Annotated in this window: 12 protein-coding genes; 2 read left to right on the forward strand and 10 right to left on the reverse strand. The window is 69.0% G+C overall.

The genetic code is table 11. The annotated features are described in order from the left end of the window. Positions 1-608 precede the first annotated feature (608 nt). From E3T24_RS12700 to E3T24_RS12730, 7 genes are all read right to left on the reverse strand, one after another. Entirely contained in the window at positions 609-1,217 is a 609-nt protein-coding gene (locus tag E3T24_RS12700) for a histidine phosphatase family protein (protein ID WP_134367824.1), read from the reverse strand. Positions 1,218-1,246: 29 nt separating this feature from the next. Beyond that, positions 1,247-2,047, reverse strand: coding sequence for a fructose-bisphosphatase class II family protein (locus tag E3T24_RS12705; protein ID WP_166789209.1), 801 nt, complete (start codon positions 2,045-2,047; stop codon positions 1,247-1,249). A 158-nt stretch (positions 2,048-2,205) separates the two neighbouring features. Continuing rightward, positions 2,206-5,565: an SNF2-related protein gene (locus E3T24_RS12710; RefSeq protein WP_134434683.1), complete on the reverse strand. Its 3,360-nt coding sequence runs from the start codon at positions 5,563-5,565 to the stop codon at positions 2,206-2,208. Positions 5,566-5,622: 57 nt separating this feature from the next. Continuing rightward, the gene (locus tag E3T24_RS12715; RefSeq protein ID WP_134434684.1) at positions 5,623-7,182 is read right to left on the reverse strand and encodes an APC family permease; all 1,560 of its coding nucleotides are present in this window, start codon (positions 7,180-7,182) and stop codon (positions 5,623-5,625) included. A gap of 16 nt (positions 7,183-7,198) precedes the next feature. Further along, positions 7,199-8,086 (reverse strand): universal stress protein, encoded by an 888-nt coding sequence (locus E3T24_RS12720; protein WP_166787200.1) that lies wholly within the window; start codon positions 8,084-8,086, stop codon positions 7,199-7,201. Between the two features lie 10 nt (positions 8,087-8,096). After that, positions 8,097-10,070, reverse strand: a complete 1,974-nt coding sequence (locus tag E3T24_RS12725) for a primary-amine oxidase (RefSeq protein ID WP_134405970.1) — start codon at positions 10,068-10,070, stop codon at positions 8,097-8,099. A 64-nt stretch (positions 10,071-10,134) separates the two neighbouring features. Next, entirely contained in the window at positions 10,135-11,574 is a 1,440-nt protein-coding gene (locus E3T24_RS12730; protein WP_134367813.1) for a gamma-aminobutyraldehyde dehydrogenase, read from the reverse strand. 266 nt (positions 11,575-11,840) lie between these two features. On the opposite strand from E3T24_RS12730, the gene E3T24_RS12735 reads away from it, so the two are divergent. Together E3T24_RS12735 and E3T24_RS12740 are read left to right on the forward strand one after the other, a co-directional pair. Continuing rightward, complete coding sequence (locus E3T24_RS12735; RefSeq protein WP_134367811.1) at positions 11,841-14,030, forward strand: AAA family ATPase; 2,190 nt, start codon at positions 11,841-11,843, stop codon at positions 14,028-14,030. 204 nt (positions 14,031-14,234) lie between these two features. Continuing rightward, positions 14,235-15,281, forward strand: coding sequence for a zinc-dependent alcohol dehydrogenase family protein (locus E3T24_RS12740; RefSeq protein ID WP_134367809.1), 1,047 nt, complete (start codon positions 14,235-14,237; stop codon positions 15,279-15,281). 156 nt (positions 15,282-15,437) lie between these two features. Here the strand turns inward: E3T24_RS12740 and E3T24_RS12745 are convergent, their stop codons facing one another. The 3 genes from E3T24_RS12745 to E3T24_RS12755 form a co-directional block, all read right to left on the reverse strand. After that, on the reverse strand, positions 15,438-16,031 hold the full coding sequence (locus E3T24_RS12745) for a nitroreductase family protein (RefSeq protein ID WP_134403252.1): 594 nt from the start codon (positions 16,029-16,031) through the stop codon (positions 15,438-15,440). Between the two features lie 140 nt (positions 16,032-16,171). Next, complete coding sequence (locus tag E3T24_RS12750) at positions 16,172-17,863, reverse strand: long-chain-fatty-acid--CoA ligase (protein WP_134403251.1); 1,692 nt, start codon at positions 17,861-17,863, stop codon at positions 16,172-16,174. Continuing rightward, complete coding sequence (locus E3T24_RS12755) at positions 17,863-18,930, reverse strand: low specificity L-threonine aldolase (protein WP_241976204.1); 1,068 nt, start codon at positions 18,928-18,930, stop codon at positions 17,863-17,865. Before E3T24_RS12755 ends, E3T24_RS12750 begins: the two co-directional genes overlap by 1 nt. Between the last annotated feature and the right edge of the window lie 114 nt (positions 18,931-19,044).

Below are 19,044 nucleotides of genomic sequence, written 5' to 3' on the forward strand. Positions count from 1 at the left end.
ACCAAACCCCAGGTGGGCAGATCTGTTGGCCATGAGTGGGCAGTTTTCATGGCCACCAGCGGGCATTCCTACTGGCCGCCAGTGGGCAGTTCGGATTGGCCATTGACACCGGGCGGGGGCGCCGTCGCGGCGCAGGTTCGGTGCGCCGGCGCACGGTGGAACCTGCGCCCGCGCGCACAACCTGCGCCACGACAACGACAACGGGGGAGGGACGGTGCTCGGCCGGCCTCGGCGCGCAAGACCACGACCACCGGGACCAGAATGTCCTCGTGGGGGAGCCTGATAGTGAGTCGCGCCTCCGCCTCCGCCTCCGCCTTCGCCTCCACAACCGTCTGCCAGGTGCACGCAGAGGGCTACTGGCATGCGAACCATCGGGCGAGAGTGCCCATTCCGGTCGAGAGTTGTCAACGACTGGTGAATACTGACCCCGTGGCACCGGCCACTCTCGACCGGAATAGGCACAGTCGAGGCACGAGGCACGAGGCACGAGGCACGAGGCACGAGGCACGAGGCACGAGGCGGGGCCCAGAGGTCTGGGAAGTTAGAGGGCTGGGTGCCTGGGGATCCGGGTGGCTGGCGGTGCCGTGCCCTGGCGGGCGGGCGGGCGGCTACGGGGCCGGGGCCAGGGCGGTGGAGGAGGGGGCGCCGTTGAGCACGTCGAGAGTCCAGCCGGCCTGGTCGTGGGCCACGACCGTGAGGGCCGCGTTGGAGATGGTGCCGATCGGGCGGTCGAGGATGCGCATGAGGCTCAGCCGGATCAGCGTGCCGTGGCTGACGACGATGATGCGGGCACCGGGGTGCTCCTCGGCCAGCGCTAGCAGGGCATCCGCGCCGCGCGCGGCGACCGTCGCTTCCGCCTCGGCGCCATGGAATCCGCCGATGCCGGTGGGGTCGCCCGGGAGACGGAGCGCGTCCAGCTCCGGGCCGGCGCCGAGGCCCTCCGCGGGGCCATAGTCGCGCTCGACGATCTGCCCGATGCGACGGGTGACGGTGAGGCCGAGACCGTCGGCGATCAGATCGGCCGTCTCGGCCGCGCGGCTGAGGGGCGAGGAGACGACGAAGTCCCACTCGTAGTCGGCCAGGTGGCCGACGGCATCCGCTGCCTGGCCCCGTCCGGTGTCGTTGAGCGGGATGTCCGAAAGACCCTGGATGCGGAGCGCGGCATTCCAGTCGGTCTGGCCATGGCGGATAAGGGCGAAGGTAGTTGTGGAACTCACCGCTCCATTGTCCCTCGGCGGCAGGCCGTTCAGGTGACCGGGGCCGACGCGAAGAGCACTCGCGCACTGGAAACGAGATCGGTGGCGGTGAAGATCCGGGTGAGATCCAGGCCGGTGGCGCGTGCTCCGCGTTCCTCGGCGTCGCTCTGCGGGGCCAGCCGTCCCAGCATGACCCCTCCCAGGGCGCGCACGGCGCACGCCGCGATCACGCCCTCCGGCGTGCCGCCGATGCCCATGACCAGGTCGATCTCACCGCCCGGGGTGGCGGCGACGATGGCCGGGGAGACGTCGCCTTCCCGGGCGCGGATCACCCGGGCGCCGGCGAACTCGAGCTCCCGGATGAGTTCGACGTGGCGGGGCTTGTCGAGCACGGCGACGGTGAGTGCGGACTCCGGTACGCCGCGAGCGGCCGCCAGGGCACGCAGGTTCTGCGTCGCGGGGGCACTCAGGTCGAGCACGCCGCGCCCGACGGCGGCGGAGATGAGTTTGTCCATGTAGAAGACCCCGGCCGGGTCGAACATCGTTCCCCGCGGGGCGAGGGCGATCACGCAGACCGCTCCCGGCAATCCGAGGGCGGCGAGGGTGGTGCCGTCGAGCGGGTCGACCGCGATGTCGCACTCCGGTCCGAGGCCCGAGCCGAGGCGCTCCCCATTGGCGAGCATGGGTGCCTGGTCCTTCTCGCCCTCGCCGATGACGACGGTTCCGGTGAACGGCGCGGTCATCAGGACGGCGCGCATGGCCGAAACGGCGGCCTGGTCCGCGGCGTTCTTGTCGCCGCGGCCCACCCGCGGCCGGGCCGCGTGCGCGGCCGCCTCGACCGAGGCGCGCACAGCCTCGACCAGCTCGGACGGCCACCCGGCGGCGCCGATGACGGTGGGGTCGGTGCGGGGGCTGGAAGGGGTGTGCTGAGGAATGGGGCACCTCGTTGATCAGGCTGCAGCCAGGTGACTGTTGCTCAAAAGCCTACCGGCGCGGGGCCGTGAGGGGATCAGGCGAGGAGCTCGCGGATGTCGGCGGCGGTGAGCGCCGTGCCGCGGGCCGCCCCATCCGTCATCACGCTCTCGAACAGGCGGGCCTTCGTGGCCTTGAGGGCCATCACCTTCTCCTCGATCGTGTCGCTGGACACCAGCCGGTAGACGAAGACGTTCTTCGTCTGCCCGATGCGGTGCATGCGGTCGACCGCCTGGGCCTCCGTGGCCGGGTTCCACCACGGGTCGAGCAGGATGGCGTAGTCGGCCTCGGTGAGGTTCAGCCCGAAACCGCCGGCCTTGAGGCTGATCAGGAAGACCGAGTCGTCGCCGGTCTTGAAGTCGCTGATGACCTTCGCCCGGTTGCGGGTCTTGCCGTCCAGGTAGGAGTAGCTGATCCCGGCGGCATCCAGTCGGGTGCGCGCCTTGCCCAGGTACTGGGTGAACTGGCTGAAGATGAGGGTGCGGTGCCCGCCGGCCACGATGTCGCCCAGCAGTTCGAGGAGCACGTCGAGCTTGGTCGACGGGGTGTCGGCATACTTCTCGTCGTAGAGACTCGCGTCCAGGCTGAGCTGGCGCAGCATGGTGAGCGAGCGGAAGATCTCGAACCGGTTCGAGTTCAGGTCGTCGATCAGCCCGAGCACCTTCTGCCGTTCCCGCTGCAGGTGGGTGTCGTACACGACCCGGTGCTTCGGGTGCAGGGTCACCTCCAAAACCTGCTCCTGCTTGGCCGGCAGGTCACCGGCCACCTGCTCCTTGGTGCGGCGCAGCATGAACGGGCGGATGCGGCGGCGCAGCTGGTCGAGCTTCTCACCGTCGGCATCCTTCTCGATCGGTTTCTGGTAGTAGTCGACGAACCTCCCGGGGCTCGGGAAGAGCCCCGGCGCGGTGATCGAGAGCAGCGACCAGAACTCCATCAGGTTGTTCTCCAGCGGGGTGCCGGTGATCGCGAGCTTGAACGGGGTCGTCAGGCGGCGGGCGCACTGGTGGGCCCTGGACTTGTGGTTCTTCACGAACTGGGCCTCGTCGAGGAGGAGCCCCGACCAGGCCAGGGCGTCGTAGTCGCCGAAATCCAGGCGGAACAGCGTGTACGAGGTGACGACGACATCGGCGCCGGCGTGCAGGGAGGCCAGGGTGCGGCTGCGCTTCCCGGCGGTCTCCGTGATCGCCTCGACGCGGAGGCCGGGCGCGAACCGGGCGCACTCGGCGGCCCAGTTGGAGACGACGCTGGTGGGTGCCACGACCAGGAACGGCGCCGAGGGCCCCGGCTGCTCCCGCACCCGTTCCATCAGGGCGATCGTCTGCAGGGTCTTGCCGAGCCCCATGTCGTCGGCCAGGATTCCGCCGAGCTGGTGGTCGTAGAGGAAACCCAGCCACTCGAACCCGGACTGCTGGTAGGCGCGGAGGGTGGCCTGAACCTGCTCCGGCACGGCCAGTGGCGGGATCCGGGCGACATCGGTCAGGCCGGACACCGTCTCCCGCCACGCCGCCGCCTGTCCGGCCACGATCCCTAGGGCCTGCAGTTCCTCCCAGAGGTCGGCCTGGAACGGGCTGATTCCCAGGGGTCCGGCGCCGGCGCCGGCATCCTGCAGGCTTCGGGCCTCCTCGATCAGGCGGCGCAGCGCGTGCAGTTCGGGCCGGTCGAGGCTGAAGTAGGTGCCGCTCTCGAGGATCATCAGCTGCTGCCCGGTGGCCAGCGCCCGGAACAGGCCGTCGAACGGGATTTCCTCGCCATCGATGCTGACGCTCACCTGCAGGTCGAACCAGTCGCGGTCGTCGGCGCGGGCGGAGGTGCCGACGCTGATCACCGGCGGAGCGTCGGCCGGGCGGTACTGTGGGGCATCCGCGGAGACGCTCACCTCCACGTCCGGCGACGACTCCAGGACGGGTATCACGGTGTCGAGGAACTCGATCATCGGAGGTCCGGCGAGGGTGGCCTGCTCGATCAGGAGGGGCCGGCCGGCCTGTTCCCCGACCAGGCCGGGGAACTCGACCAGGGGGTCCCGGATGCCGCGAAGGATGCGTTCCTCGCCGGCGGTGTCGCGGTAGCGGGTGTCGTTCGGCGTGGGCCGAAGGGCCTGCCGGTAGCCGGGATAGCGCCAGTCCCAGTGCAGGGTGATCCGGGCATCCGGCTGGTGGGTGAGGGTCAGGGCCAGGACCGGCTGCGGGGACTCCGGCGGCTGGAAGGAGTCGTCCCGGCTGGTCAGGGACACCCGGTTGCGGAGGAACGGGTAGAACTCGGCCAGGAAGGCGGGCTCGTCGGCCGGGGGGATGGCGATCGAGTCGGCCATGGCGAGGTCGCGGAGTTCGCGGTCGATCGGGCCGGTCAGCGGCGCCAGTGTGAGCCGCGGTTCGGCCACGCCGGCCACGTCTTCCCAGCTGTAGACGCCGTGGGCGGGTTCGCCGATGAAGCCGAACCCGCGGCGCGGCAGCGGGCGGTCGCCGAGGACCACCGCCGGGGCCAGGGTGAGCCCGGCCGGCGACCGCCGGATGTCCAGTTGCAGGCCGGCCGCCTCGGCGGACACGAGCACAGGCTCCTGACCGGCCGTGGCGGAGATCAGGGCCAGCCGGGCGGCGCGCGCCTCCTCGAGCAGGTCCCAGAACGACCGGTCGGGGAAGGCGTCGACCCGGATCCACTGGCTGGCGGCCGCGTAGTACGGGCGGCCCGCGGAATGCAGCGCGTACAGGGCCGAGAGCACGCGCAACTGCGCCTGATCGAGTGCCCCGCGGTCGTAGGTCATGTTGTCCCAGGTGATGCTGCCGCGGATCCACTTGCCCTTCTTGCCCATGATCATCGGGCGGGCGACCAGGCGCCGAACGGGGGTCGAGTCGGCGAATGACGTGCGTTCCGGCGCGAGCAGCTGGAACTGCAGGGCCAGGCCCAGACTCGTGCCGGCGGGCTGGACATCCGGCCGGGTCAGGGGCGCCAGGGCGCTCCGCCACGTCGGCGTCGACGAACGGGGCGCCGAACGGGACGACGACGGAAACAATGGCGGAGACGAGTGGACGGCGGGACCGGTGGGTGGCCCGGTGGGCGGCTCGGACCGGGGGCTCCCGGGTCCGGTCAGGTCCCGGGCCGCTTCGGCGATGGCGATTCCGCTGTCGACGAGCAGGGCCGCGACATGCTTGCAGTTGCGTGTCACCGGGCAGGTGCAGACCCCGGATGCCTTCAGCACGGCCCTGGAGGCGCCCACTGTGAACGACACGCTCACGCTGTACGGACTGGGGCTCGAGCCCTCGACCTCTCCGAAGAGCTGCGTGCCGGTACTGGACCAGGCCGAGGAGGCGACATGTCCAGTGCGGGCATAGCGTTCGCCCCGCGAGAAGGCCTGGCTGCCCACGAGCAGTGCGATCTCGTGAGAGGTCAGGGTGAAAGGCATAGGGGAGACGATTCCATCCGGTGGTCGGTCCTCATTCTCCCATGCGCATGATCACGGTTACTGCATGTGCAGGTGCTCCTTGGAGGACCCCTGCGTGAGCGTCTTGCCCTGGAAGAAGGCCGGGTTGACGCTGCGCTGAATCAGCATGAGCACGATCCCGCCGATGAAGAGCACCATTGCGAGGATGAACACGAGTCCGACCCCACCGATGTTCGAGCCGCTGCCGTACTCAGGGTTCATGCTGTCGTACAGCGTGGTCGCGAAAATGACGAGCAGGATGACGCCGCCGAGCAGCGGCGCCAGGAACTTGAGCAGGAACGCGCGGATGGCGCCGAGGGCCTCGGAACGGAAGTACCAGACACACGCAAACGCGGTGACCCCGTAGTAGAAGCAGATCATCATGCCCAGGGTGAGGATCGTGTCGGTGAGCACGTCGGTGCTGAGCACCCGCATCACGGCGTAGAAACCCCAGGCCACGATGCCGGCCATCAGGGTGGCGAAACCCGGCGACTTGTAGCGGGGGCTGATCGACGCGAACCGCTTGGGGAAGGCCTGGTAGTGCCCCATCGACAGCATTGTGCGCGCCGGCCCGACGAAGGTGGACTGCAGGGACGCGGCTGAACTCGACAGCACCGCCAGCGACATCAGGATGGCGAAGGGGCCCATCACCGGCCCGGCGAGGGCGGCGAACACATTGCCCTGGATCTCCTCGTTGCCGAGACCCAGTGCGCCGGTTCCGACGCCGGAGAACATCAGGGTCGCGACCGCGATCAGGATGTACAGCGCGAAGATGATGCCCACGGTGAGCGTGGCCGCGCGCCCGGGGGTGGTCTTGGGGTTCCTGGTCTCCTCGTTCATGGTGAGGGTGACGTCCCAGCCCCAGAAGATGAAGATCGAGAGCGAGACGCCCGCGGCGAACGCAGTGAACGAGGGGGCGAGGAACGGGTTGAACCAGTCCGCGCTGAAGGCGAGGGCATCGAAGGCGCTGCCTTCGGCGACCTGCACCAGGGCGGCGACGCTGAACCAGACCAGCACGATCAGCTGGAAGGCCACGAGCACGTACTGCACCGCCTTGGTGGTCTCCATGCCGCGGTAGGAGATGTAACAGGCCGCCACCATGAACACCAGACAGGTGAGCACGTTGATCAGCACGTTGCCGGTGAGGTCGGCGAGGTCGGGGTTGCCGAAGAGCTGGGCCAGCATGAGATAGAAGAAGTCGACGGCGACGCCGGCGAGGTTCGATAGGACGACCACGGTCGCCACGATGAGTCCCCAGCCGCCCATCCAGCCCAGCCATGGCCCGAAGGCGCGGGTGGCCCAGGTGAAGGAGGTGCCGGCATCCGGCATGGCGTTGTTGAGTTCACGGTAGCCGAGCGCCACGAGCAGCATCGGGATGAAGCCGACCAGGAAGATGCCCGGCATCTGGGTGCCGACGGCCGCGACGGTCGGGCCGAGGGAGGCCGTGAGGGTGTAGGCCGGCGCGATGCACGAGATCCCGATGACCGTGGCCCCGAGCAGACCGATCGAGCCGGCGCTGAGGCCCTTCGAGGAGATCCCGCCGGTGCCGGAGTCGGATGCCCCCGGCGTTGGGCCGGAGGAGGGGGAGTGGGTAGTCATGTGACTGTCCTTTCGGTCAGTGCGGCTTACGGGCGTCAGTGCCGGTGGGAACCACGATGAGGGGAACGGGGAGTGCGTGCAGCATCCGATGTGCGGTGATGCCGAGGAAGATCGTGGTGGGCTGAGCCAGCCGGCTGGAGCCGACGAAGGCGATCTCGGTCTTCTGCCAGTCGAGGGCCTCGATCGCGGCTTCGACGCTGTGGCCGGACGCGACCTCGGTGGTGATCTCGCCATGGGCGCGCGAGCGGGTCGAGAAGTACTCGAGCACGCTGGCGAGGTGGGCCTGGCTCCCGGCGTGATCGACGGGGTGGCCGCGGCCGGCGTCGACCTCGACGAGGGTGACGAAACGCAGGTCGACCGTGAGGCCTTCCGAGAAGGCCAGCAGGGAGTCGAGCAGCGGGGTCCAGCCCGGCCGGGTGCCGATCGCGCAGGTGATCCGGGTGAGCTGCTCGGGGGCTGTGTAGCCGCGCGGCGCGAGGGCGACGGGCACCGGGGATGAGTGCAGCAGCGCGTTCGCCACGCTTCCGATCGTGAACCGGTTCATCAGGCCGCGGCGCGAAGCCCCGACGACGATGCGGTCGGAGTCGAAGGTGGCGGCCGCCTGGAGCAGGCCTTCCGTGGTCGAGTCGGCATAGAGCAGGTGAGTGGTGGCGACCACGTCCGCTGGGACCCGGGCCCGACCCTGCTCGAGCCACTCGAGGGCCTGCTCCTCGAGGAGCGCCTGGTAATCGGGCGACGAGGCGGCGCCGACCCGCGCCGGCACGGTGGAGGCGTGGTGCGGGAGCACCAGGCACAGGCGGAGCTCTGACCTGGTCAGGCGCGCGAGGGCGACACCCAGCTCGACGGTGTCATTCCCCCGTTCGGTCGCTTCGTAGGCGACGACGTAGTTGGCTACTCGGGTCACGCTGGTCTCCTCAGTGTTCATGGGCGTGGTCGGCGTGCCCGGCGTGCCCGGCGTGCCCGGCGTGGTCGCCCGCCGCGGGAGCGCAGTGCGCGCTGGGACTCGGTTCCACGTCGAGCGACGGGTTGCGGTCGAAGAATCCGACCGGCTTGAGCCAGAAGGAGACGGTGTCGGCCGGCATGATCGGCCACTCTTCGGGCCGGGTGATGTGGTGGATGCCGAAGACGTACCAGAGCACGAGGTCGGTGTTACGCACGGGGCGTTCGGCCTGGATCCATTCGGGCAGCCCGTGGTCCACGGCGCTCTGGTTCACGAACTCGCCGCACGGCCAGCGTTCTGACTCGTCGTTCGGGGTGACCCAGACCGTGTGCCCGATCACCTGGGCGCGCTGGAACGCGGGCGCCGCCGGGTCGAAGAACGACGGGATGGCCGCGCCGGGGACGAGTTTGTACGACACCGGCGTGCCCAGGCCGTTCATCGAGTTCTCGTTCACGACCTTCCAGGCGCGCTGGGTGTCCCAGTTGTAGTCGTCGAACCCTTCGGTCTCCACCGGCGTGTTCTGCTGGGTGAGGGCGAGGCCGAGCGGGTTGGCCTCGTTGATGGGCTCGATCCGGGTTTCGGTGCGGAACACCGTGTTCTCGGGGCCGTCGATGTCGAGATCCATCCGGGCCACGATGAAGTGCTGGTGGAACGGCGCGTAGGTGCGCTTGTCGACGAGGGTGCCGTTGGGGTGGCCCTGCCCCTCCTCGAGGTGCGTGACCACCATGATGCCGGTGGCGCGAACCTCGCACTCCATGTTGCCGTCCTGGTAGAAGCGCCAGTAGACGAGGTACTCGTAGTTCGCGACCGTGACGTGGAAGGACACGACGAGGCGGCGCATCCGTCTCACCTCGGCGCTGCCGTTGTGGTCGACGTGCTTCCAGAGGACCGCGTTGTCTTCCTCGTGGATGCAGAACGCGTTCGGGATCGTGTACGGCTCGCCCTTGCTGTTGTGCAGCACGGCGTCGAGATAGCGGATCTCGCCGAGGCAGTCGCAGCCCAGCTCGAGCGAGGTGGTCATGAAGCCCAGGCCCCATTCGCCGATGTCGAAGGCGGTGCGGCGGAAGTGGTCGATGCTGGGGTCGCGGTAGGGCACGACCATCTCGGCGAACGACAGCCGGTTGGCGATCGGGCGCAGCCGGTCGCCGTCCCGATAGCCCACATTGTGCAGGGTCATGCCCTCGCGGTAGTTGAAGCCGACCCGCAGCGACCAGTTCTGCCACTCGACGAGGTTGCCGTCGAGGGAGAAGCTCGGTCCGTCAGACTGCACGATGTCGAGCGGTTTGATCGGCGGTCGCTTGCTCTTCTCCCGGATGCGCTCCGGAATCAGGTGCGGCACGTACTCGCCCATCACCTCGGGACGCGGGATCGTGAAGGAGTCCTCGATCTCGAGCAACTCCATGGTGTTCACATCGATCACGAAGTGCAGGCCGCTCACCGGCCCGGCGTACGGGTTGCCGGTGGTGGAGGCCCTGACCCAGATGTCAGCCCAGCCCAGCCGACGCCCGCGGTACTGGTCAGGGATGACGGCGTCACCGTAGGTCCAGGTGTCGATGAAGACATTGTCCAGGTCGACGATGCCGCGCTTGGCGAGGGCGGTGATCACGTCGGGGTGCGCGCGCAGGGCGGCATCCGCTTCGTCCCACTCGTCCACGGTGAAGTTCGCCTGCACGCCGGGCACGTTGCCCCACTCGAGCAGGGTGTCGGTGGTGAGCGACACGACGGCCACCCAGGTGGTGTTCTCGGCGCGGTTGAGCACGACGAGGCGGGCCAGGCGCTCGGGCGCGACGCCGGAGGAGGCGAACTCGGCGATGACGCTCTTGGCCGGTTCGACCAGTTCGATCGAGGCGAAGCGCCAGCCCTCCGCCACTCCCCGCTCACGGGCGAGAATGCCGGCGGCGGCGGTGAACTCGGCTGCGGCCAGCGGGTCTAACGGATGAAAGGTCAACGGGAGTCCTCTGTTCTTGTCGGAGCGGGATCGTGATTGGGACGGTGTCTTCTGGTGCGGCCTGCTATTCGAGGGAGCTCATGACGTGTTTGATGCGCGTGTAGTCCTCCACACCGTACATCGACAGGTCCTTGCCATAGCCGGAGTACTTGAACCCGCCGTGGGGCATCTCCGCGGTCAGCAGGATGTGCGTATTGATCCACACCGCCCCGAAATCCAGGTCCCGGGAGACCCGCATGGCGGTGCCGTGGTCGAGGGTCCAGACGCTCGACGCGAGGGCGTAGTTCACGTCGTTGGCGAGCGTGACCGCGTCTTCCTCGGACCCGAAGGACTGCACGGTGATCACCGGACCGAACGTCTCCTCCTGCACGATGGCATCGCTCTGCCGCACGTGGGTGACGACCGTCGGCTCGAAGAAGAAACCGTCGGTGCCGATCTGGTGGCCGCCGGTGGCGATTACGGCGTGGTCGGGGAGGGCCGCGACCTTTCGTACGACGTCCCCGAAGTGGTTGACGTTGTTCAGCGGGCCGAAGTAGTTGTCCGCGTCGTCGGCTGAGCCGGTGCTGCGGGTGCGGGCCTCGGCGACGAAGGCCTCGACGAATTCGTCGTGAATGGACTCGTGCACGAGCACGCGGGTGATGGCCGTGCAGTCCTGGCCGGCGTTGTAGAAGGAGAAGTCGGCGATCTCGGCAGCGGTCTTCGCGACATCCACGTCGGCGAAGACGATGGCCGGGGCCTTGCCGCCCAACTCGAGGTGGGCCCGCTTGAGGGTCTTTGCGGCGCCGCTGGCAACCGCCATGCCGGCCCGCACGCTGCCGGTGATGGAGACGAGGCCGGGCACCGGGTGCTCGACGATGGCCGCACCCGTGCCCCCGTCGCCGAGGACGATGTTCATCACGCCGTCGGGCAGGATGCCCTGGCTGATCCGAGCGAGTTCGAGGGTGGATTCGGGGGTGGTGTCGCTGGGCTTGAGCACGAGGGTGTTGCCGGCAGCCAGTGCCGGGCCGATCTTCCAGACGGCCATCAGGAACGGGAAGTTCCAGGGCGTGACCTGGCCGACGACCCCGATCGGCTCGCGCCGCACCCAGGAGGTCATGCCCGGCAGGTACTCGCCCGCCGACTTGCCCTCCAGCAGCCGGGCCGCGCCGGCGAAGAAACGCAGCTGGTCGGCTCCGGCCGCGACCTCGTCGCTCGCGATCGTGGCGCGCGGCTGGCCGGTGTTGCGGTGCTGGGCTTCAACGATGGCGTAGCTGTTCGCGTCGATCGCGTCGGCCAGGCGCAGCAGCGCCCGCTGCCGCTCGGACGGGGTCGTGCGGCGCCAGCTGCGGAATGCGGTCTGCGCGGCCGTCATGGCGTCGTCGACATCGCCGGGAGTGGAAACGGGGGCCCGGGCGACGAGCCGGCCGGTCGTGGGATCGACGATGTCGAGCAGTGCGGTGCCGTTCGGTTCGACGAACCGGCCATTGATGAAGTTTTTGAGGGTGGGGGTTGCCACGGGTCTCATCCTCTGCGCTGAGTGAAGAAACAGATCATTTCTTCGGTAAGTATGGCAGTTGACAGACGAGACCGGATACCAGGGGCGTTTCGAGGCCCGCCCTGCTGCCCTGGAGCGTGCCGCCGGAACGCCGACGGACGTGCCGCCGGAATGAGCTGGAGGACGGGCCTCGCGCCGCTAGTGCGATGTCGGATTCTCACCTAATCTTGAGTCCAACAGGCTCAGCTTTCGCCGCGAGGCGGCGTGAGCGGCCGGCCCCGAGAGAGGATCCTCTGATGCAAGCAGGTCAGCAACCGCCCCAGGAAGAAGCCAAGACGGCGCTCGAGCAGTACGGCGTCAATCTCACCGAGATCGCCAAGAGCGGCAAGCTCGACCCGGTGATCGGGCGCGACGCGGAGATTCGCCGGGTCAGCCAGGTGCTCACCCGTCGCACCAAGAACAACCCGGTGCTGATCGGGGAACCCGGTGTCGGCAAGACCGCGGTGGTGGAGGGGCTGGCCCAGCGCATCGTCGCCGGCGACGTGGCCGACTCGCTCAAGGGCAAGCAGCTGGTCTCCCTCGACCTGGCGGCCCTCGTGGCAGGGGCGAAGTACCGCGGCGAGTTCGAGGAACGGCTCAAGGCGGTGCTCAAGGAGATCAACGACGCCGAGGGCCAGATCATCACCTTCGTCGACGAACTGCACACCCTGATGGGTGCCGGCGGCGGGGAGGGATCCGTGGCCGCCTCCAACATGCTCAAGCCCATGCTCGCCCGCGGCGAGCTGCGCCTGATCGGCGCCACGACGCTGAACGAGTACCGCGAATTCATCGAGAAGGATGCGGCGCTCGAGCGCCGCTTCCAACCGGTGCTGGTCGACGAGCCCAGCGTCGAGGACACCGTTGCCATCCTGCGCGGGCTCAAGGAGCGTTACGAGGCCCACCACAAGGTGTCGATCGCGGACGCGGCGCTGGTGGCCGCGGCATCCCTCTCGAACCGGTACATCACCGCACGCCAGCTGCCGGACAAGGCCATCGACCTCATCGACGAGGCCGCCAGCCGGCTGCGGATGGAGATCGACTCCGCCCCGGTCGAGATCGACGAGCTGCGGCGCAGCGTGGACAGGTTGAAACTCGAGGAACTCGCCCTCAAGAAGGAGAAGGACGACGCCTCGAAGGCGCGGCTCGAGAAGCTGCGGACGGACCTCGCGGAACGAGAGGTGAACCTGAAAGAGCTGCAGGCGCGCTGGGACAAGGAGCGCGCGTCGCTGAACCGGGTCGGCGAGCTCAAAGAGCGGCTCGACACCGCGCGGATCGCGGCGGATCGCGCCCAGCGCGAGGGCAACCTGGAGAAGGCGTCGAGGCTGCTGTACGGGGACATCCCGGTGATGGAGAAGGAGCTGGCCGCAGCGGAGAAGTCGGAGTCTGAGGGCCCCCGGATGGTCAACGAGCAGGTCACCGCGGAGGACATCGCCGCGGTGGTGGCCATGTGGACCGGCATCCCGGTCGGCCGTCTGCTGCAGGGCGAGACGGAGAAGCTGCTCAACCTCGAGGGTGAGCTGGGGCACCGCCTGATCGGGCAGAAGCAGGCCGTGCGGGCCGTCGCCGATGCGGTGCGCCGCAGCCGGGCCGGAATCTCCGACCCGGACCGGCCCACCGGCTCGTTCCTGTTCCTCGGACCGACCGGCGTGGGCAAGACGGAGCTCGCCAAGGCGCTCGCCGAATTCCTCTTCGACGACGAGAAGGCCATGGTGCGCATCGACATGAGCGAGTACGGGGAGAAGTTCTCCGTGTCCCGACTGGTCGGGGCGCCCCCCGGCTACGTCGGCTACGAGCAGGGCGGGCAACTGACGGAGGCCGTTCGCCGCCGCCCGTATTCGGTGATCCTGTTCGACGAGGTGGAGAAGGCGCATCCGGAGGTCTTCGACGTCTTGCTGCAGGTGCTCGACGACGGCCGGTTGACGGATGGCCAGGGCCGCACCGTGGACTTCCGCAACACGATCCTCGTGCTGACCTCGAACCTCGGGTCGGCGTTCCTGATCGACCCGGTGCTCAGCCGGGACGAGAAGGAGGCGGCCGTGCAGGCGCTCGTGCGCCAGACGTTCAAGCCCGAGTTCGTCAACCGTCTCGACGACATCGTCGTGTTCGAGTCGCTGTCGATGGAGGACCTCGGCCAGATCGTCGGGCTGCTCGTGGACCGGCTGGAGAAGCGACTGGTCGAGCGCCGGCTCGAGTTGGGGGTGACCCCGGATGCCCGCACCTGGCTGGCCGAGCGCGGCTACGACCCGATCTACGGGGCCCGCCCGTTGCGGCGCCTAATGCAGACCGAGATCGACGACCGCCTGGCGACCGCGATTCTGTCCGGCACCGTGCGCGACGGGGACACGGTTCGCGTGGACCTGGCGTCGGACGGGGACTCGCTGGTCGTCGCATCCGTGCCCCTGCTAGTGGTGGACCCGGCCGACCTCGACGACGACGCGCTGCTGTAACCAATTCGACGGAGATTTTGCCGAAAACGGCCCCGAACCCGGCGCGAACGGGCTTTTAACGCAAAATCTCCGTCGAATTGGTGAGCGTGGCCGCCGATCGGCGTGGTGCGCACCGGTTGCGCGAGCAGCGGAATTCGGCGGGAATACGGGCGGAGGGGGGGGCCGGAACCGATGAGGTTCAGGGGGCTGGCCTAGGCTCGAACCATGCGTGCAACAGTGATTTACGGGGAACGGGACATCCGCCTCGAAGAAGTACCCGATCCGATTCTCTCCACCGGCGGTGACGCCATCGTGCGTGTCGTCGCAGCCTGCGTCTGCGGCTCAGACCTGTGGCCCTACCGGGGCATCCAGCCCACCGACGAGCCGAAACGAATCGGCCACGAGTTCGTCGGCATCGTCGAGGAAATCGGCGCCGACGTCACGAAGATCAAGGTCGGCGACTTCGTCATCGCGCCGTTCTATGACTGCGACAACACCTGCCTCAACTGCCAGAACGGCACCAGCACCTCCTGCCTGCACGGCGGCTGGTGGGGCGCGGACGACCAGCTCGGCGGCTTCGCCGACGGCGCCCAGGGCGAGAAGGTGCGCGTGCCGCACGCCGACGGTTCCCTCGTGGCGACGCCGACGCTGCCCACCGAGGACCAGGTCCCCGGCCTGCTGACCCTCGCCGACGTGATGGGCACCGGGCACCACGCCGCGGTCTCCGCCGGCGTGACGACCGGCAGCACCGTTGTCGTCGTCGGCGACGGTGCGGTCGGCCTCTGCGCCATCATCGCGGCCAAGCGACTCGGGGCCTCCCGGATCGTCGCCATGTCCCGCCACCCCGAACGGCGGCTCGTGGCCCGCGAATTCGGTGCGACCGACGTGGTCGAGGAGCGCGGCGAGGCCGGCGTGGCCCGGATCCGTGAGCTCTTCGACGGCATCGGCGCGGATTGCGTGCTCGAGTGCGTCGGCACCAAGGAGTCGATGGAGCAGGCCATCGCGTCGGCTCGGCCCGGCGGAATGGTCGGCTACGTGGGCGTTCCCACCGGCGGCCCGATCGAGGTTCGGCCGCTGTTCGGCCGCAATGTGGGACTGAACGGCGGCGTCGCATCCGTGCGCGGATACGTTGAGGAACTGCTGCCGGAGGTGCTCTCGGGCGCCATCAACCCGGGGCGCGTGTTCGACCTGCAGCTGCCGCTGACCGAGGTGGCCGAGGCCTACGCCGCCATGGACGAGCGCCGCGCCATCAAGGTGCTGCTGCGCCCGTAGCCGGCGCGCCTTCGGCACAGGTGAAGGGCCCCCTCACGAGTCGTGAGGGGGCCCTTCGCGCGAGCGGATGCGGCGAGAGTGCCCGTTCCGGTCGAGAGTTGCCGGCGTAGCGGGCACTCTCGACCGGAACGGGCACTTTGGTGCAGCCAGCAGGGGTCAGTCGTTGACGAGGAGCAGCTCGGCGAGGGGTTTGCGGGTGCGGGGGGCGGATTCGCGCTCCTGCAGCTCGGGGGAGAGCAGGCCGACGTCGCCGAGCATGCCCAGCGCGGTCACGGACACGACGGCCTGGTTCTCGGCCAGGCCGAAGGAGAGGGCCAGCGCCGGCCCGTCGAATCCGCCGAGCTGGTGGGTGTGCAAGCCCTCGTGCTGCGCCTGGATCGTCAGGTGCGCGACCGCCTGGCCGAGGTCGTAGCGGGCCCACGGGTTGGCGCGCTCCTCGCCGACCGGCAGGGTGGCGACGTTCACGATCAGCACGGATGCGGCATCCGCCCAGGCCTTGTTGAATCCCATCAGGGTGGCGTGGATCCTGGCGAAGCTGTCGGACCCGCGCCGGGCGACGATGAAGCGGGCCGGCTGGATGTTGCTGGCCGACGGAGCCCACCGGGCGGCCTCGAACACGGTGGTCAGGGTGTCTTCGTCGACCAGGGCGGCCGGGTCGAAGCCGCGCGGGCTCCAGCGGGCCGAGAGGACGGGCAGGATGGGCGACGCCGTGTCGGCGGCGCGGCTGATGGTGTCGGTGATGAGGGTCATGGAGCCGTCTTTCGGTGGAGAGTGGAGGGGCAACGCTGACCCATCCACTTCAACGCGGGGCGCCGGGATCTATTCCGCGGCATCGCTCAGGACCGCGTGCTCGCCGAACCTCTCCCAGGAGGGGCGCGGTGCGGGCGGGGCTACTGCTCGGTGAGTCCGTTGCGCACCTCGCGGCGGAGCACCTTGCCGATCAGGGAGCGGGGGAGCTCGTCGACCTGCACGATCCGGCGGGGCACCTTGTAGGCCGAGAGCCGGGTGCGGCAATGGGTGCGCAGGGCCTCGACATCGAGGCTGGTCCCCTCCGCCAGGACGACGACGGCGACGACATCCTCGCCCCCGTTCGCGCTGGGCAGCCCGACGGCGGCGGCGTCGGCGACGTCCGGGTGCGACAGAAGGGCCGCCTCCACCTCCGACGGCGACACGTTGAAGCCTCCGGTGATGATGAGCTCCTTGATGCGGTCGACGACCGTGATGAACCCATCGGCCGAGACGCGCACGATGTCGCCGGTGCGCAGCCAGCCGCCCTCGAGCAGCACCTTGGCCGTTTCGCTCGGCTGGTCCCAGTAGCCGGAGAAGACCTGCGGGCCGCGGATGAGCAGCTCGCCCTCCTCCTCGATGCCGCGGTCGACGGTCGGGTCCGCCGGGTCGATCACCCGGATCTCCGTGCTCGGGAACGGCACGCCCACCGTGCCGGGACGCCTTGTCGGGCCCATCGGGTTGCCGACGGCGATCGGGGAGGCCTCGGTCACGCCGTAGCCCTCGACCAGCAGTCCGCCGGTCGCCTTCTCCCAGCGCTCCACGATCGACACCGGCAGGCTCATCGCGCCCGAAATGGCGAAACGGATGCTGCGCAGGCTCACGTTCTTCTTCTCCGCGGCGCGCATCAGCCGGTCGTAGATCGGCGGGACCGCCGGCATGAACGTGGGCGGGGTGCGGCGGGCCGCATCGAGCAGCAGCTTCTCGTCGAACTTGGGGAACAGCACCAGCCGGGCGCCGGTGGCCATCGCGTAGGTGAGGCACAGAGTCAGGCCGTAGGCGTGGAACATGGGCAGCACGGCGTAGAAGACCTCTTCGCCCCGGTGCAGCCCGGGCACCCACGCCTCGCCCTGCAGCGCGTTCGCGCGCAGGTTGAAGTGGCTGAGAATGGCGCCCTTCGGGGTGCCGGTGGTGCCGCTGGTGTACTGCAGAACGGCCGTGTCGGTGATCTGCGGGCGCGGGTGGTTGTGGCGGAGCTTCCGTGAATCCACCAGCGAACGCCAGGTCAGCGCGCCCTTGCGCAGCGGGCCGGCGGTGAGCGCGTCGCGGGACTCGCGGGCCTTGGCCACGGGCAGGCGCAGGAGGAAACGCTTGGAGAGGGGCATCGCATCCGTCAGGTCGACGGCGACCACGGTGCGCAGGCCCATGTCGGCGGGGAAGTCGGACACGGTCTGGTAGACCTTGTCCCAGACGATGGCCAGGGTGGCGCCGTGGTCCTCGAACTGGTGCCGCAGCTCGCGTTCGGTGTAGAGCGGGTTGTGCTCGACGACGACCGCGCCCAGGCGCAGCGCGGCGTAGAACGCGACGACGTGCTGCGGGCAGTTCGGCAGCACGAGCGCCACCCGGTCGCCGGGCTTGACGCCGAGCCGGAGCAGCCCGTTGGCCACCCGCGAAATCTGCTCGCCGAGCTGCGCATACGTGGTCGTGGCGCCGAAGAAATCGAGGGCCACGTTCTCGCGGAAGTGGTGCGCGGACATCTCGATCATGTCGGAGAGCGTCTCGGTCGGCTCGGTGATGGTGCTCGGTACGCCCGAGGCGTAGGAGCCGAGCCAGGGCTTGTTCTCGAAAACGTTCATCAGACGGCCAGCTCTCTGATCAGGGCCACGACGAAGGCGTCGATGTCGGCTTCCTCGGTGTCGTAGCCGCACATCCAGCGCACCTCATTGGTGGCCGGGTCCCAGTCGTAGAAACGGAACGAACCGCGCAGGCGGTCGGCCACCCCCGGCGGCAGCACCGCGAAGATGGCGTTGGCCTGGGTGGCCTGGGTGAACGTCACTCCGGTGACGGACCTGTCGGCGATCCCGGCCTCGAGGGCGGTGCGCAGCCGCTTGGCCATGGCGTTGGCGTGGCCGGCGTTGCGCAGCCAGAGGTCGCCGCCGAGCAGCGCGATCAGCTGGGCCGAGATGAAACGCATCTTCGAGGCGAGCTGCATGTTCAGTTTTCGCAGGTAGATCAGGCCGGCGGATGCCTCGGGGTTCAGCACCACGACGCACTCGCCGTACATCATGCCGTTCTTCGTGCCGCCGAAGCTGAGCACGTCGACGCCGGCGTCGCGGGTGAAGGCGCGGAACGGCAGTCCCAGCGAGGCTGCGGCGTTGGAGAGGCGGGCGCCGTCCATGTGCAGTTTCATCCCGTTGGCGTGCGCGTGGTCGGCGATGGCCCGCACCTCCTCCACGGTGTAGGCGGTGCCGAGCTCGGTGGTCTGGGTGATCGACACGACCAGCGGCTGCGCCCGGTGCTCGTCGCCCCAGCCCCAGGCCTGCTGGTCGATCAGCGCGGGGGTGAGCTTGCCGTCCGGGGTGTCGACGGTGAGGAGCTTGATGCCGGCCACCTTTTCGGGGGCGCCCGCTTCATCCGTGTTGATGTGGGCGGTCGACGCGCAGATCACGGCGCCCCAGCGCGGCAGCATCGACTGCAGGCCGATCACGTTCGCGCCGGTACCGTTGAAGACCGGGAATGCTTCGACGCCCGCGCCGAAGTGTTCGGCAAACACCTGCTGCAGCCGGGCGGTATAGACGTCCTCGCCGTAGGCGATCTGGTGCGCACCGTTGGCGGACACGATCGCATCGAGAATCTCGGGGTGGACCCCGGAGTAGTTGTCGGAGGCGAACCCGCGCGAAGAAAGGTCATGGAGTTGAGTCACCCCTCCATCTTCGCGCATCGGGCTGTTCCGCTTCTGTGCGGGCGTCGTGCGAATTCGACGGAGATTTTGCGTCAAACGGCCGATTTCGGGCCGAAACCGGCTTGGGGGAGCAAA

Origin of the sequence: Cryobacterium sp. TmT2-59 (genome assembly GCF_004403545.1) — a bacterium.
Taxonomy (GTDB): domain Bacteria; phylum Actinomycetota; class Actinomycetes; order Actinomycetales; family Microbacteriaceae; genus Cryobacterium; species Cryobacterium shii.

Bases quoted from the DNA above. Each gene is read 5' to 3' on its own strand.
- E3T24_RS12710 (WP_134434683.1), bottom strand. From the start codon at position 5,565: ATGCCTTTCACCCTGACCTCTCACGAGATCGCACTGCTCGTGGGCAGC.
- E3T24_RS12715 (WP_134434684.1), bottom strand. From the start codon at position 7,182: ATGACTACCCACTCCCCCTCCTCCGGCCCAACGCCGGGGGCATCCGAC.
- E3T24_RS12730 (WP_134367813.1), bottom strand. From the start codon at position 11,574: ATGAGACCCGTGGCAACCCCCACCCTCAAAAACTTCATCAATGGCCGG.
- E3T24_RS12735 (WP_134367811.1), top strand. From the start codon at position 11,841: ATGCAAGCAGGTCAGCAACCGCCCCAGGAAGAAGCCAAGACGGCGCTC.
- E3T24_RS12740 (WP_134367809.1), top strand. From the start codon at position 14,235: ATGCGTGCAACAGTGATTTACGGGGAACGGGACATCCGCCTCGAAGAA.
- E3T24_RS12745 (WP_134403252.1), bottom strand. From the start codon at position 16,031: ATGACCCTCATCACCGACACCATCAGCCGCGCCGCCGACACGGCGTCG.
- E3T24_RS12750 (WP_134403251.1), bottom strand. From the start codon at position 17,863: ATGAACGTTTTCGAGAACAAGCCCTGGCTCGGCTCCTACGCCTCGGGC.